Source organism: Rhizobium leguminosarum bv. viciae (assembly GCF_012276115.1).
Taxonomy (GTDB): Bacteria; Pseudomonadota; Alphaproteobacteria; order Rhizobiales; family Rhizobiaceae; genus Rhizobium; species Rhizobium leguminosarum_T.
In genome coordinates this window covers 413847-429081 of the sequence record NZ_WIEU01000004.1, presented here as the reverse complement: position 1 = coordinate 429081, position 15235 = coordinate 413847, and the positions used below count along the sequence as shown (strand labels likewise).

Sequence of the window (15235 nt, the reverse complement as noted above, 5' to 3'; positions counted from 1 at the left end):
CCGAGGCTCGCTCACCGCCAGCCTCGGCATCGGATGGAGACAAAGCCAATGGTCAAGACCGCATCGACCCCCACCCAGCCGCTGAAGAGGTCCGTGACGCTCGCCGTCGCCGCGACCCTCGGCTTGGGGGCGCCGGCCTACGGTCAGGACTCCAGCTCCGATCTCGCCAAGAAGCTTTCGAACCCGATCGCCTCGCTCATCAGCGTTCCCTTCCAGTTGAATTATGACCATGGCTACGGTCCGCTCGATGGCGACAAGGCGACCATGAACATCCAGCCCGTGATCCCTTTCTCGCTGAACGCCGACTGGAATCTGATCTCCCGCACGATCCTTCCCGTGACCTACCAGAACGACATCGCCGGGCCATCCGGATCGCAGTTCGGTCTCGGCGACGTCGTTCAGAGCTTCTTCCTGTCGCCTGCCAAGCCGACCGATGGCGGCCTCATCTGGGGCGCTGGCCCTGTCTTCCTGATCCCGACCGCGACCGACGATCTGCTCGGCGGCGAGAAATGGGGCGCAGGGCCGACCATCGTCGCGCTGAAGCAGGACGGCCCCTGGACCTATGGCGTGCTGGCCAACCACATCTGGTCGTTCGCCGGCAACGAGGACCGCAACGACATCAGCAGCACGTACATGCAGCCCTTCCTCTCCTACACGACGCCGACAGCATGGACGTTCGCGCTGAATACGGAATCCACATACGACTGGAAGGCGCACGATTGGTCGGTGCCGATCAATCTGACCGTCTCGAAGCTGGTCAAGGTGAACGATCAGCCGATCAGCCTGACGGCCGGACTTCGATACTGGGCGGCGGCACCGGACGACGGCCCCGAAGGGCTCGGCGTCCGTCTCGGGCTGACGTTCCTGTTTCCGAAGTAGTCGCATATCTCATGGTCAGGACTCGGTCTGCTCTGTTCGATCGATGTCCGCAGCCGCATGCCCCCTTCTCCTGCACCTGCGTGCCTGATCGCACGCCGCGAACCAAAAGGACGTTCAAATGCTCACGAAACGCGATCTGCTCCGCTCTGCTGCGATGGCAGCACTCGTCGCCGCGACGGCGAAGTCCACCCCGGTGCTTGCGCAGAACAAGGCCGAATGGCCCAGCCTCCTGGAGGCCAAGGACATCGCTGAAGAAGGCTTCATCTACGGCCTGCCGCTGGTGATGAACTACGCGGTCATGAACGAGTTCGCCGTGGACAGGAACTCCGGACAGTTCAAGGCGCCGTTCAACGAGATCAACAACATGCATCAGGTCGCCAGCCCGGCGGACACGGCAATCATCACGCCGAACAGCGACACGCCCTACTCGATCCTCTGGCTGGACTTGCGTGCTGAACCGATGGTCATCTCGGTGCCGACGGTCGAGAAGGAACGCTATTACTCGGTCCAGCTCATCGACGGAAACACCTACAATTTCGGCTATATCGGCTCGCGCGCCACGGGAAGCGACCCGGGCTCCTATCTCGTTGTCGGACCCGACTGGAAAGGCGAGAAGCCCGACGGCATCAAGCAGGTCTTCACCTCGAGTACCTCTTTCGTATTCGCCAACTTCCGGACCCAACTTATCAACGCCGAAGATATGGCGAACGTGGAAAAGGTGCAGGCCGGCTACAAGGCGCAACCGCTTTCGGCCTTCCTCAAGCAACCCGCCCTGCCCGCCGCACCGACCATCGAGTTCCTTCCCGCCACCACCGCCGGCATCAAGAAAAACTTCTTCGAATATCTCGACGTGGCTCTGCAGTTCGTCCCGGAGACGTCAAGGGACAAGGAGATCCGTGCGAAGCTTGCAAGGATCGGCATTGGGCCCGGCAAGACCTTCGAATTCAAGGATCTGCCGCTCGAACATAAGGCCGAGTTGCTGGTCGGCATGAAGCAGGGCGACGACAAGATTGACAAGTGGCTGGCGAGCGGAAACAAGCCCATCAACGGCTGGAACGTCAGCTCGCTGCTTGGCGACGAGGCCTTCTTCAACGGCGATTGGTTGATGCGCTCAGGTGCTGCCAAGGCAGGCCTCTATGGCAACGATGCGGCAGAGGCCATGTACCCCTTCACCCGAACAGATGCGAGCGGGAAACCGCTCGACGGCAGCAAGCACAAGTACACGATCACCTTCCCGCCGGGCCAGTTGCCGCCAGTGCATTCGTTCTGGTCCGTGACCATGTACGACGGCAAGAGCCAGTTCCTCGTCAAGAACCCAATCAATCGCTACCTCATCAACTCTCCGATGTTGCCGGGGATGAAGAAGAACGAGGACGGCTCGCTCACCCTATATATCCAGAAAGACAGCCCCGGTGCGGACAAGGAAGCCAACTGGCTTCCGGCCCCGAATGGCACGATCTATCTCGTGATGCGCCTGTACTGGCCGAAGACGGAAGCGCCTTCGATCCTGCCCGCTGGGAAAGGAACGTGGCAGCCGCCCGGCGTGAAGCGGGTTTCGTAGAAGGCGCTGAACGCCGATAGCAGGGTCGACAAGGCGCTCCGCGAGCCGGAGCGCCGCAACTGGCCGGGCGTCGACCTGAAGTCGGACTGGAGACCGGTCTTCGCAGCCGAAAATAGCCGTAAGGACAAGGGTATGAAATGGATCGCCGGGCTTTTTCTGGCTCTCACGATGTGCGCCGTTGCTCACGCTCAGGAGGCTCCACGATCCCAGACGGTCGACGATCTCGGATGTTCGCGCGGTCGAGACGACGCGCTGAAGGGCTGCAGGAACACCTGCTGGCGATCGGCGTCTTCCGGCGGCCATGGGCGCGGTCTTCTTGGCTTTCGACTCCCAAGAAGACCGCAGCGCCGCGTATCGCTTATTAAAAGCGACTGGCGCCTCGAAGCTACTGGTGCACTTCGATCTGGACGTGCTGGATCCGAAGCATTTTCGCGCGCAGCTGTTCAATCATCCGGAAGGTCACCTAGCCGACCAATTCGCCGGCATCGCAACGGGAAAGCTTACCTTCGGCAACGTAATTGATCTTCTGAACCGCGGCTCGGAGATCATGGATATCGTGGCGCTGAGCATTACCGATCTTCCGTGGGATACGGAAAACCTGCAAGGCGTCGGCACAATTGCCGATCCTGTCGCGATAGCACCATCGCATTTCCCTGCTGCTCCCGGCTCGCAAAGCAGGAGCCGGGCTTCAGGGTTCACAGTTGCTCAACCTGATGACCTGGAGACCGAAACTTATGACTGGTCTTTCCACCATGCGCGCCCGTGTGCTTCACGACTATGAAGGCACTCCGTTTACAGACGATCAGATGCCGCGGCCTTGCCGGGGCCACGTTGTCCCGTCTCGCGGAAGCATCCGCACCCAGTCGATCGCGGCGCTGCTAACTATGCCGAAGCGCTTTGCAGCCGTCCCTGGAAAAGCCTGAAGATTAAGGTTCGCTGACAACCCCAGCGGAGGCCACGATCATTCAATATCTCTGATGTTATCCATAAGTTCTATTCGTTTGAATGATGAGTTTTCAAAGCCCATATTAGGACCATGGACATGGACGAACCTCCCATTGACGACCATGCCCCTGACCCAAGAAAGGAACCGGAAAATGACCACGCTCACCTATCGCGGTGGTGGTAAGTCCCTCACCTCCAGTGAAAGCCGCTTCGACCTGGCACATTATGCCCGTAAGCTTGTGCTCGCCTGGACGCGCTGGCAGACGGCCCGCGAAATCGAAGCCATGCCCTTCGACATTCGCAAGGACATCGGTTGGCCGAGCACGGACGACAACAAACACCGGACCATGTAATGAATGCGACATTCTTCCCAAGATAAGGGCGGCGCCTGCCTCGTGCAACGCCGCCTTTTTCGTGGCCTGACCGTACATTCCTAAGCCATTTTCAACATTGAATTTCAGTCGCCTATCAGCCTGTCTTCTCCCTGCCCGCGGCCATTCCGGCGATTTGACCGGCCAAATCGCCGGCGATGTCGCATATTTGCTCTTCCCGGCCGCATTTTTCCATGCCAGTGTCGCTTTCAGGACATCGGCGCGACGCATTCCGCGCAACGAATGTGTCATCGCCCCTCGAGCATGGATTTCGCTATGAACAGGATGCAGATCAAGAAGCGTTCGGTAGTCTTTTTTATGGTACCGCAATTCACCATGCTGCCCTTTTCGGCCGCCGTGGACACCTTGCGCATCGCCAATCGCATGCTCGGCTATCAGGCCTATACCTGGCGGCTGACCTCCGTCGACGGGGAAAAAGTCTATTCCTCCTGCGGCATCGGCGTCGAGGCAAATTCCTCGCTTGCCGAGGAGCGGCGCCATCTCGGCGGTGAAAACCGGCCGGGCATGGTGCTCGTCTGTTCCGGCATCGATGTCGAGCAGTTCAACAACAAGTCGGTCAATGCCTGGCTGCGTGAATGCTACAATCGCGGTGTCGCCGTCGGCAGCCTCTGTACGGGTGCGCATGTGCTTGCCCAGGCCGGCCTCCTGAACGGCAAGCGCTGCGCCATCCACTGGGAAAACCTGCCCGGCTTTTCGGAAGCCTTCCCGCAGGCGGAGGTCTATGCCGATCTCTACGAGATCGACGGCAATCTCTATACCTGCGCCGGCGGCACCGCCTCGCTCGACATGATGCTGAACCTCGTCGGCGAGGACTTTGGCGAAAGCCTTGTCAACCGCATCTGCGAGCAGCACCTGACCGACCGCGTGCGCAACCCACACGACCGCCAGCGTCTGCCTTTGCGCGCCCGTCTCGGCGTGCAGAATGCCAAGGTGCTGTCGATCATCGAGCTGATGGAAGGTAATCTTGCCGAGCCGCTGTCGCTGATCGAGATCGCCGACGGCGCCGGCCTCTCGCGCCGCCAGATCGAACGGCTGTTCCGCCAGGAGATGGGCCGCTCGCCGGCTCGCTACTATCTGGAAATCCGGCTCGACCGCGCACGCCACCTGCTGGTACAGTCCTCCATGCCGGTCGTGGAAGTCGCCGTCGCCTGCGGCTTCGTCTCGGCCTCGCATTTCTCCAAGTGTTATCGCGAACTCTACCACCGCTCGCCGCAGCAGGAGCGCGCCGAGCGCAAGATGACCATGGCGACGGCAAGGCAGGCGGTCGCCGCGTGAGACATTGAGAAAGGCCGTCGCAGCCGCGGCCAGATGGGCCAAGTAACGGTCCCGCGGCAGCAAAAATCGTCACTTCGGTTGTTGCTGCCCGGGTAGATTGTCAGGCCGAATGACCGGTGTCTTCCCTTCCTCAGGCGCGGGCTGGCTGAATTCGCTATCCCCGGTCGGGGGCGGCTTCAGGACACCGTGGCAATCGTCCATCTTTTGCGACAGCGAACCGTCCGTGGCCGCCTTCCCGGCGTCCCCGGTTGCCGACTGATTGTTCTGATCTGCAGGCGATGCAGTGCAACGTTCCGAGTCGGTAGACGGTTGTTCATTTGCCTGTCCATTAGCGTTTGAACTCGAAAATGCGACCATCGCAAAGATCAATGCAGCTAGGATTCGCATTGACTTTTCCTTTCACAGTCTCGCCGCAAGCGCATCCAAACCCCACGAGAATGCGCGGAAGTTCCGCCTGTCGCTCGTTCATTTCTCGCCGTCTCGCGGCCAAGGGACACCGGCTTCATGGGATGGCGAAAATGCTGACGGCGCCGCGTTGGCTGGGCTCGACGAGCGTACAGCTATAGCCTCTCGCGCGCCTCCGTTTTTCGGTTGAATCTACTGAACCTGCGGTTCAGGCATTTGTTCCACGGCGACGCGCTGGAATCTGACTGGAACGTCTGGTTCACAACAGGGACCTGACCGATCCCCATACTGCCATCGCCATCGTCAACAGGTTTTTGGAAACAAGGCCCAACGGAACGCCACCGGCACCGCCCACGCAGGCGCATTTCAGCTCGCGTTTTCGAGAGAAGCGAACTGAGATGAGGCGCCCGCTACTGCGCCGCCTCTTCCGTCATCCTGGCGTCGGAGTAGACCTGGTTGCGGCCCCTGTGTTTGGCCATGTAGAGAAACTGGTCGGCGGCGTTCAGGTAATTCTCGAAGGTCTCGTAACCGGCGATCTCGGCGATGCCGATCGAAATCGTGACGCCGAGTTCCTCGTCGTCGGCCGTGACCTTCAGCCGCGAAATGTCCGAGCGGATCTCGTCACAGAGCTTGGTCGCGGCTGCCGAATCCATCTGCGGGAAGAGGATGGCGAATTCCTCGCCCCCGAGCCGCGAGAGAAGATTGTCGCTGCCCTCGAAGATCGTGAACAGCCTGTTTGCGACAGCCTTCAACACCTTGTCGCCGATTTCGTGGCCATAGGTATCGTTCAACCGCTTGAAATGGTCGATATCGAGAATGGCGACGGAGCTCGGCACCTTCAGCCGCAGGCACTCGTTCACCAGCTTCGGGCCGTTGTCGTAGAAATAGCGGCGGTTATAGAGGCCGGTCAGATAGTCGCAGGCCGCCGCCGCTCTCAGCTGCCGCATCTGCGCCAGCGTTTCGGCATTGTTGGCGATGCGGCATTGCAGCTCCTCGGCGACGAAGGGCCGGTAGACGAAATCGCTGGCGCCGGCCTTGAGGAAACTCGCCGAAAGCATCCGGTCGTTGGAGGAGGAAACGCCGATGACGCGCAGCCTGTCCGAACCGAAACGATGGCGGATGCGCCGCGTCAGCTCGTAGCCGCTCATATCGGGCATGTGGTGATCGGTGACGACGAGCTCGATATCGCTGTAGGCCTCGAGCGCTGCCAGCGCCTCGAGCCCCGAATTTGCCTCGACGACGAGATATTGTTGTGCCTTCAGGAGATCGACGAGCACCTGGCGCGCCGAGACGACATCGTCAACGACGAGCACCCGCGTCTTGCGGTTGGAGATCGCCCGCCGGACGGTGGCAACCAGATTGTCGAGCGCGAATTCATTGTCCTTCAACACGTAATCGATGACATTACGCTCCATGATCTTGTTGCGCGTGTTGAGATCGAATGTCGCGGTGAAGACGATCGCCGGGATATCGTGCTCGATCGTGCAGTCGAGCGCTTCGCCATAGGGCGAATCCGGCAGGTTGAGATCGACGACGGCCATGGTGTAGCCGTGAGCATCGTCGGCAAGCTCCTTGCGAAGAGCCTTCAGCGACGGGCAGGATTTGACGGCAAGGCCGAGCTCCGTCTGGAACCGGTGACAGAGCACGGCGGAAAACATCCGGGAATCTTCAACCAGAAGTATTTTGAGCCCGCCGGAGCGTAACCCGATGCCATCCCGCTGAAAATCCGCTTGAAACGCCACAGCCGCTACTCCCCCATGCGTCCGATGGGCGCGACTCGGCCCTCTCCCCGGCGGGGATGGTAACCGAGAGGCCTGTGCGCGTGAAGGGGACAAATAATGGCACTATTACTTGTAATTGCATAAATTCGACGACTGTCCCCGACCGTCATTTCCAACCCCTGGCGATACCGATATTGGAAGGGCCGTCAGGCAACCGCCCGCTCCTTGCGCATCGATTGAATTTGCAGCAGCGTATCGAGGTTCTGGTTGACGCGGCAGTAGAACTCCTCGTCGATAAAAGGACGCAGCATGAAATCATTGCCGCCGGCCTTCAGGAATCGTGCCGAAAGCAGCCGGTTCGAGGAGGAGGAAACGCCGATGATGCGCAACTCGTGCGAGCCGATATTGGCGCGGATGCGCCGCGTCAGTTCGAAGCCGTCGATGTCAGGCATGTTGTAGTCGGTGATGACAAGGCCGATATCGCGGTTGGCCTTCAGGATCTCCAGCGCCTTGCCGCCGCTCTCGGCGACGCTGACACGGAAATTGTAGCGCTTCAGCCGGCTCGACAGCAGAGCGCGCGCAGTCGCACTATCGTCGACGATCAGCACGTGGTGGCGATGATTGGTGAGGAAGCGGCAGATCGATTCCGCCAGCAGGTCGACGGCGAAGATATTGTCCTTGAGGATATAGTCGACGATATCCTTGGCCATCAGCTTGTCGCGCATGTTTTCATGGAAGGTGCCGGTGAAAACGATTGTGGGTATGGAGAGATCGACCAGATATTCGAGCGCTTCGCCGTTTTCGGCGCCGGGCAGGTTGATGTTCGAGATCGCCAGCGTGATCGGATCGGGAGACTTGTCGTAGGAAACCTGCAGATCTTCGAAGCTGCGGCAGATCTCGACATCGATATCGAACAGCTCTTTGAGACGTTTGCTGATCATCGAGGTGAATACGTTGGAATCTTCCGCGACAAGAATACGCGCACCCGCAAACATTTCCCCGGAATATTGCATCCCCGAAATACCTAGAAACGCCATAGCAAACCTTTGATGTAAAATCTGTCCCCGGATCAAACCGATACATCGATTGATTTGAATAATTATTAATCGGCGCGTTCCGATATATACGAAGACGCGGCCCGATGTGGCCGCCTCCGATTTCTTTGCAGATATGATTAAGAAATCAGGCGGGAAGCGCCGCATTCTCGGCGTCGCACAGGCTTTCGCCGACAACCGTCGCATTATAGGTCGAACCGACGTTTTGATCTTCGGTTTCGTGCCTTCCCTGGCGCAATCCGGCCGCAGCATGGCAAGCGCCAGCGAGCGGTTGTTGCGGAAGCCGAAGGCGCCGTTGGTGGCGCCGCCGACCAGCCCATCTGGCTGGCACCGCTCGGCCGAAGCGATTATAAACGAGCCATCGACCCCGACCCGCCGACAGGTTCGCCCATGATCCAATCCGACCCGGTGATCGAATGGCTTCTCGACTCCGACCCATCGATCCGATGGCAGGTGATGCGCGACCTGCTCGATGCTCCGGAGCGGGAATGGATGACTGAGCGGGCCAAAGTCGAGACCGAGGGCTGGGGCGCCAGGCTGCTCTCGTGCCAGGACGAGGACGGGCAATGGGCAGGCGGCGCCTTCCTGCCCGCCGGCTTCGACCCGCACGAGTGGAAGGAGCGTGGCCAGCCGTGGACCGCCACGACCTTCTCGCTGTCGCAATTGCGCGAGTTCGGTCTCGATCCCGCCTGCGGCTGCGCCCGGCGCACCGTCAAACTGGTCGGCGCCAACGCCCGTTGGGAAGAAGGCGGCCAGCCCTATTGGGAAGGCGAAGTCGAGGAGTGCATCAACGGCCGCACCGTTGCCGACGGCGCCTATTTCGGCGTCGACGTCTCGCCCATCGTCGACAGGCTGGCCGGTGAGCGTCTCGACGACGGCGGCTGGAACTGCGAGCGGATCAACGGCTCCGTCCGCTCGTCTTTCACCAGCACCATCAACGTGCTGGAAGGATTGTTGGAATACGAGAGATCGACCGGCGGCACGCATCGGTCTCGAGAGGCGCGCAGAACGGGCGAGGAATTCCTGCTGGCCCGCAACCTCTTCCGCCGCCTTGGCACCGGCGAGCCGGCCGACGAACGCTTCCTGCGCCTCCTGTATCCAAACCGCTGGCGCTACGACATTTTGCGCGCGCTCGACTATTTCCGCGCCAGCGCGATCCTGACCGGCGCTGACCCCGATCCGCGCCTCGGCGAGGCGATCGACCACCTTCGTTCCCGGCGCTTGCAGGACGGCCGCTGGCCGCTCGACGACAGCCCTGCCGGTCGGGTGTGGTTCGAGGTCGATGACGGGCAAGGCAAGCCTTCGCGGTGGGTGACGCTCCGGGCGATGCGGGTGCTCAGATGGTGGGATGCCCAGCCCTCAGTCCGTCTCGACGCCTGCAACACATCTTCGTGAGCCTGCTTCCAATTCCGGAACCGGCATGCCAGTATTCCGCCCATGAATTTCCTGCGGGCCGTCCATCGTCTGTTCCTTGCCATCGCCATGCTCGCGATCGTCATCGGTCCGATGAGCATCGGGTTGGCGAGCAGTGCAATGGCCTCTTCTGATCCGGCGATGACCGATGGCATGAGCGCCACGATGGCCGGCATGCAGATGGCGGAGCAGATGCCGTGCTGCCCCGAACAGCAGTCCGTCAAGCCGGACTGCGCAAAGGGCTGCCCGCTGGCATTGGTCTGCACGACCTCGATCTTCGCCAACGCGCCCGACGTCCACGGCTGGTCATTTGCGATCTCCTGGCTGTCCCATCGCTATGACCTCGTTCTGGCGTCGCAACTGACGCCCGCGTATGACGAGCCTCCGGCCCGACCTCCGAAAGCTTGATCTCAAGTCATTCCTGAAACGTCTACGGTTCACGGCGGATGCTTCGCGCATCTTTCAGGGACCTGCGGCAATCAATTTATGACTGAGGATGCGGCCTGAGCGCCTATCCCAATGAGATCAGATATTATGAACAAGACCATCTTTTCCGCGGGAGCGATTCTCCTCGCCGGCGTGCTGATTGTCGGATCCGCCACAGCGTCCTTCTCCGCGTCACAGGACTACGAATTCCAGCCGGTTTCGACCGACGTCAAGCAGGGCCAGGGATCGCTGGTCTCCGTCCGCCTCGTTGACAAGCGCACGGGCAAGCCCGTTCCCGACGCGGTCATCTTCACCACCCGCATGGACATGGCTCCCGAGGGCATGGAAATGATGACGACACCCGTCGAGGCCGCCGCCTCCACGGAACCCGGTGTCTATGCCTTTAAGACGGACTTTACCATGGCGGGTGGCTGGCGCTTCAAGCTTGCCGCCAAAGTCCAGGGCGAACCGGACACTGTCGAGGGCGAACTCGTCCTCAAGGCAGCGCCGTGAACACGCCAGCGCGTGTGGCGGCCACGCTCTCCCTTGCCGTATTGGTCGGCGGGGGAGGCTATTGGGCTGGCACGAACGATCTTGGCGCGCACCTCGGCCTTTCCTTCGCCGAAACGGCGCTCGCTACGCCGGCAGCTTCCTTGGCCGTGCCAACCGGCGCGATCATTTGCTATCGCCATCCGGACGGCCTCCCGCAATTCTCTGCGACGCCGAAGAATACAGAGGATGGCCGGCCATTCGTCGCCGTGCATGCGAGTCAGGATCTAAGCTTCGCCGACACCGCAGCACCAAAACCGGTCGAAACGGAAACGACCATGACATCGTCCGCAACCGCGCCGGCGACAGGAAAACTTCTCTACTATCGAAACCCGATGGGCCTGCCCGACACGTCGAAGGTGCCGAAAAAGGACTCGATGGGCATGGACTATATCCCGGTCTACGAGGGTGATCAGGGCGACGCCTCGACCGTCAAGCTCTCGCTCGGCAAGCTGCAGCGCACGGGCGTCAAGACGGCCACCGCGGAAATGGCCAGCATCAGCAGGAAGATCGAGGTGCCTGGCACCATTGTCCTCGACGAGCGGCTCGTCAGCGTCATCTCGATGCGGACGGATTCGTTCGTCGACGACGTCGCCAATGTCACCACCGGTGACCGCATAAGGAAAGGCCAGAGCCTCTTCAGCTTCTATTCGAAGGACATCGCCACTGCGGCCTCCGAATACGCGGCCGGGAGAGATGGCGGCCGCGGGAACGGAGAGGTGGGTTCCGCGCTGCGCTTGAAAAACCTCGGCGTTCCCCAGGAGGCGATCGATACGATCGCGCGGAGCCGGCAGGTGCCGGCCAGCATCGGTTATGTCGCGCCGCGCGATGGGGTCGTCCTCGAACGCATGGCGACGGCAGGCATGATGGCCAAACCCGGCGACGTGCTGTTCCGCATCGCCGATACCTCCAACGTCTGGGTGATATCAGGCGTGCCGGAATATGATCTGGCCTCGGTCCGCAGCGGAGCCGAGGTGAACGTAACGGTCAGAAGTCTTCCCGGCCGGACGTTCAAGGGTGTCGTCGACCTGATCTATCCCGACGTCGACACACAGACGCGAACGACAAAGGTCCGCATCGAGATTCCCAATCCGGATGGCGTACTGCTGGCCAACATGTATGCCGACGTCGAGATCGAGGCCGGAGCACCGAACCCTGTCGTCGCCGTCCCTAACAGCGCCGTCATCGATACGGGCGATCGCCGGGTCGTGTTCATCGACAAAGGCGATGGTCAATTCGAGCCGAAGGACGTCACGCTCGGGGTTCAGGGCGAAAACCAGACAGAAATCACCAAAGGCATCGCCGCCGGCGACAAGGTGGTCGTGGCCGGCAATTTCCTGCTCGATGCCGAAAGCAACCTCAATTCCGCGCTGAGCGCCATGACGCAAGAGGAGGCCAAACCATGATCTCTCGCGTCATCTCGTGGTCCGCCCACAATCTCGTCCTGATCTTTGTCGGCGCAGCACTCGCCGTCGCAGGCGGCGTCTACGCTCTGCGGTCCCTGCCGCTCGACGCCATTCCCGATCTCTCCGATATCCAGGTCATCGTCTATACCGAATATCCCGGCCAGGCCCCGCAGGTTGTCGAGGACCAGGTGACCTATCCGCTGACGACGTCGATGCTGACAGTGCCGAAGTCGAAGGTCGTCAGGGGCTTCTCCTTCTTCGGCGTTTCTTTCGTCTACGTCATCTTCGACGACGGCACCGATCCTTATTGGGCGCGCAGCCGCGTGCTGGAATATTTGAACGCCGCCCAGAGCCGTCTGCCGCAGGGCGTCGCCCCGACGCTCGGCCCGGATGCAACCGGCGTTGGCTGGGTCTACCAGTATGCGGTGGTCGCCAAGCAACTGTCGCTCGCGGAATTGCGGTCGCTGCAGGACTGGGTGGTGCGCTTCGCCGTTTCCAAGTCCGAAGGCGTGGCCGAGGTGGCAAGTGTTGGTGGCTTTGTCAAACAGTATTCGATCGTTGTCGATCCGGCTCGGCTGAAGGCGCAGGGCGTCTCCCTCGATGACATCTCGAACGCAGTCCGTGCGAGCAACACCGACGTCGGCGGCCGTACTGTCGAGCTTTCCGAATTCGAGTTCATGGTACGCGGTCGCGGCTATCTCAAGGGCATACCCGATATCGAGAACATCGTCTTGAGGAGCCAGAACGGCGTGCCGCTGAAGCTCAGCTACGTCGCCAGGGTGGAACTCGTTCCGGACGAACGGCGCGGCATCACCGAACTGAACGGCGAAGGCGAGGTCGCAAGCGGCATCGTCCTGCAGCGGTTCGGGGCCAATGCCCTGACGGTCATCGATAACGCCAAGGAGAGCCTGGATTCCGTCAAGGGCGGCCTTCCCGCTGGCACCGAGATCGTTCCGGTCTACGACCGCTCGGCCTTGATCGAGTCCGCCATCGAGACCCTGAAAGGGACGCTGATCGAGGAATCGATCGTCGTGGCGCTGGTGACGATCGCCTTTCTTCTCCACGTGCGAAGTGCGCTGGTTGCCATCATCATGTTGCCTGTCGGCATCCTGATCGCCTTCATCGCCATGCGGATGCTCGGTCTCGGGGCGAACATCATGAGTCTCGGCGGCATCGCCATCGCCATCGGCGCGATGATCGATGCGGCGATCGTGATGATTGAGAACGCCCACAAGCATCTCGAACGCGCGCCGCCTGACAAGCCACGCGTAGAAATCCTCGTCGAGGCGGCGAGCGAAGTCGGTCCGGCGCTGTTCTTCAGCCTGCTGATCATCACCGTCTCGTTCCTGCCGATCTTCACACTGGAATCGCAGGAGGGACGCCTCTTCGGCCCGCTCGCCTTCACCAAAACCTTCTCGATGGCGGCCGCAGCGCTGCTTTCGGTGACGCTGGTGCCGGCACTGATGATCCTCTTCGTTCGGGGATACATCGTCCCAGAGCACAAGAACCCCCTGAACAGGTTCCTCATCTGGATCTACCGTCCGGTCATTTCAGGCGTTCTCAGGGTGAAGACGCTGACGATCCTCGCGGCGCTTGTCATCCTTGGAGTGACCGTCTGGCCCGCCCAGCACATCGGCAGCGAGTTCATGCCCAATCTCGACGAGGGCACGCTGATGTACATGCCGACCACCCTGCCCGGCATATCGGTGACCAAGGCAGCCGAATTGATGCAGACGCAGGATCGGATCATCAAGTCCTTCCCCGAAGTCCAGAGCGTCTTCGGCAAAGCGGGTCGTGCACTGACCGCAACCGACCCGGCCCCCACGGAAATGTTCGAGACGATCATCACGTTAAAGCCGAAGTCGGAATGGCGGCCGGGGGTCACCACCGAAAGCCTGAAACAGGAGATGGACGCTGCTCTGCAATTTCCCGGCGTCTCCAATGCCTGGACGATGCCGATCCGCGCCCGCATCGACATGCTGTCTACCGGGATCAGGACGCCGGTCGGCGTCAAGGTCTACGGCACCGATCTCGGTGAAATGGAGAAGGTCGCCCGGCAGATCGAGACCGTGCTGAAAACGATCCCCGGAACGTCGAGCGCATATGCGGAGCGTGTGATCGGCGGCTACTATCTCGACATCGTCCCGGACAGGACGTCGCTCGGCCGCTACGGGCTGACCATCAACGACATTCAGGATGTCGTCGGTATGGCGCTCGGCTCCGAGGTCGTGACATCGACCGTCGAGGGCCGCGAGCGTTATGGCGTGGCCATACGATATCCACGGGCGTCCCGTAGCGATCCACAGTCGATCGCCAGGGATGTGCTGATATCGCTGCCGGGCGGAGGAACGGTGCCTCTCGGTGAAGTGGCCGACGTCAAGCTGACCCGTGGCGCGACGACCATTCGCACGGAGAACGGTCAGCTCGCCGTCTACATCTACGTCGACATCGCCAACCGCGATCTCGGCGGCTATGTGGCGGAGGCTCAGCAGGCCGTCGCCGAGAAGGTGACGATGCCGCTCGGCTATTCGGTCGCCTGGAGCGGCCAGTTTGAGTACCTGCAACGGGCCGAGGCGCGGCTCGCCGTTGTCGTCCCGCTGACGCTGGCGCTGATCTTTCTGCTGCTCTATCTGAACTTCAAGGCGCTGACGGAAACGATGATCGTCATGCTGTCCTTGCCATTCGCGCTCGTCGGCGGCATCTGGCTGATGTGGTGGATGGGCTTCAACGCCTCGGTGGCGGTCGCCGTCGGTTTCATCGCGCTCGCGGGCGTTGCGGCTGAGACAGGCGTGATCATGCTGATCTACCTCGACCACGCCCTGAAAGAGCAGCGCGAGGCCTGCGAAAAGGAACGCCGCGCCTTCTCGAAGTTGGACCTTAACAGAGCGATCATGGTCGGCGCGGTCGAGCGCGTCCGACCGAAGATGATGACCGTCGTCGCCATCATGGCGGGTCTCGTTCCGATCCTTTGGCGAACTGGAACCGGATCGGAGATCATGCAGCGCATCGCCGTGCCGATGATCGGCGGCATGGTGTCTTCGACGCTGCTGACGCTGATCGTCATTCCGGCCGTCTACGGATTGATCAAGGGGTGGCGACTGCCAGCCGCTTCGGAAAGCGCTGCTGCCGCCGCCGATCAATCGGGTGAACTGCAGGCTGCCGAATGAGATAAGAAGGACAGGCCTGCGGGCTCATCCTCGATGCTCGC

Annotated in this window: 12 protein-coding genes and 1 pseudogene; 10 read left to right on the top strand and 3 right to left on the bottom strand. The window is 61.1% G+C overall.

What is annotated here, in order from left to right; translation table 11 throughout:
• The first annotated feature begins 48 nt into the window (after positions 1–48).
• The 5 genes from GFM02_RS10555 (at position 49) to GFM02_RS35545 (ending at position 5052) form a co-directional block, all read left to right on the top strand.
• Positions 49–879, top strand: a complete 831-nt coding sequence (locus tag GFM02_RS10555) for a transporter (RefSeq protein WP_168321619.1) — start codon at positions 49–51, stop codon at positions 877–879.
• A 118-nt stretch (positions 880–997) separates the two neighbouring features.
• A complete protein-coding gene (locus GFM02_RS10550) occupies positions 998–2440 on the top strand; it encodes a DUF1254 domain-containing protein (RefSeq protein WP_168321618.1) in 1443 nt (480 codons plus the stop codon).
• Positions 2441–2756: 316 nt separating this feature from the next.
• On the top strand, positions 2757–3221 hold the full coding sequence (locus tag GFM02_RS10545; protein WP_168321617.1) for a hypothetical protein: 465 nt from the start codon (positions 2757–2759) through the stop codon (positions 3219–3221).
• Positions 3222–3537: 316 nt separating this feature from the next.
• Positions 3538–3738, top strand: coding sequence for a hypothetical protein (locus GFM02_RS10540; protein ID WP_026157393.1), 201 nt, complete (start codon positions 3538–3540; stop codon positions 3736–3738).
• Between the two features lie 294 nt (positions 3739–4032).
• Entirely contained in the window at positions 4033–5052 is a 1020-nt protein-coding gene (locus GFM02_RS35545) for a GlxA family transcriptional regulator (RefSeq protein ID WP_003540607.1), read from the top strand.
• A 664-nt stretch (positions 5053–5716) separates the two neighbouring features.
• On the opposite strand, the pseudogene GFM02_RS35055 reads toward GFM02_RS35545, so the two are convergent.
• The 3 genes and pseudogenes from GFM02_RS35055 to GFM02_RS10520 form a co-directional block, all read right to left on the bottom strand.
• Positions 5717–5836 (bottom strand): annotated as a pseudogene (locus GFM02_RS35055) (glutaredoxin); the annotation flags it as partial.
• Between the two features lie 31 nt (positions 5837–5867).
• On the bottom strand, positions 5868–7199 hold the full coding sequence (locus GFM02_RS10525) for a diguanylate cyclase (RefSeq protein WP_017960878.1): 1332 nt from the start codon (positions 7197–7199) through the stop codon (positions 5868–5870).
• Between the two features lie 185 nt (positions 7200–7384).
• Positions 7385–8215 carry a response regulator gene (locus tag GFM02_RS10520; protein ID WP_131663565.1) on the bottom strand — a complete coding sequence of 277 codons (831 nt, stop codon included), beginning with the start codon at positions 8213–8215 and terminating at the stop codon, positions 7385–7387.
• Between the two features lie 408 nt (positions 8216–8623).
• Between GFM02_RS10520 and GFM02_RS10510 the strand changes: the two genes are divergently transcribed.
• From GFM02_RS10510 to GFM02_RS10490, 5 genes are all read left to right on the top strand, one after another.
• Complete coding sequence (locus tag GFM02_RS10510; protein ID WP_168321616.1) at positions 8624–9628, top strand: squalene cyclase; 1005 nt, start codon at positions 8624–8626, stop codon at positions 9626–9628.
• Positions 9629–9670: 42 nt separating this feature from the next.
• Entirely contained in the window at positions 9671–10054 is a 384-nt protein-coding gene (locus GFM02_RS10505; protein WP_168321615.1) for a hypothetical protein, read from the top strand.
• Between the two features lie 111 nt (positions 10055–10165).
• Entirely contained in the window at positions 10166–10585 is a 420-nt protein-coding gene (locus tag GFM02_RS10500) for a FixH family protein (protein ID WP_205930251.1), read from the top strand.
• Positions 10582–12027: an efflux RND transporter periplasmic adaptor subunit gene (locus tag GFM02_RS10495; protein WP_348643959.1), complete on the top strand. Its 1446-nt coding sequence runs from the start codon at positions 10582–10584 to the stop codon at positions 12025–12027. Before GFM02_RS10500 ends, GFM02_RS10495 begins: the two co-directional genes overlap by 4 nt.
• The gene (locus tag GFM02_RS10490; RefSeq protein WP_168321614.1) at positions 12024–15194 is read left to right on the top strand and encodes an efflux RND transporter permease subunit; all 3171 of its coding nucleotides are present in this window, start codon (positions 12024–12026) and stop codon (positions 15192–15194) included. The genes GFM02_RS10495 and GFM02_RS10490 overlap by 4 nt, the downstream gene beginning before the upstream one ends.
• Positions 15195–15235: the final 41 nt, after the last annotated feature.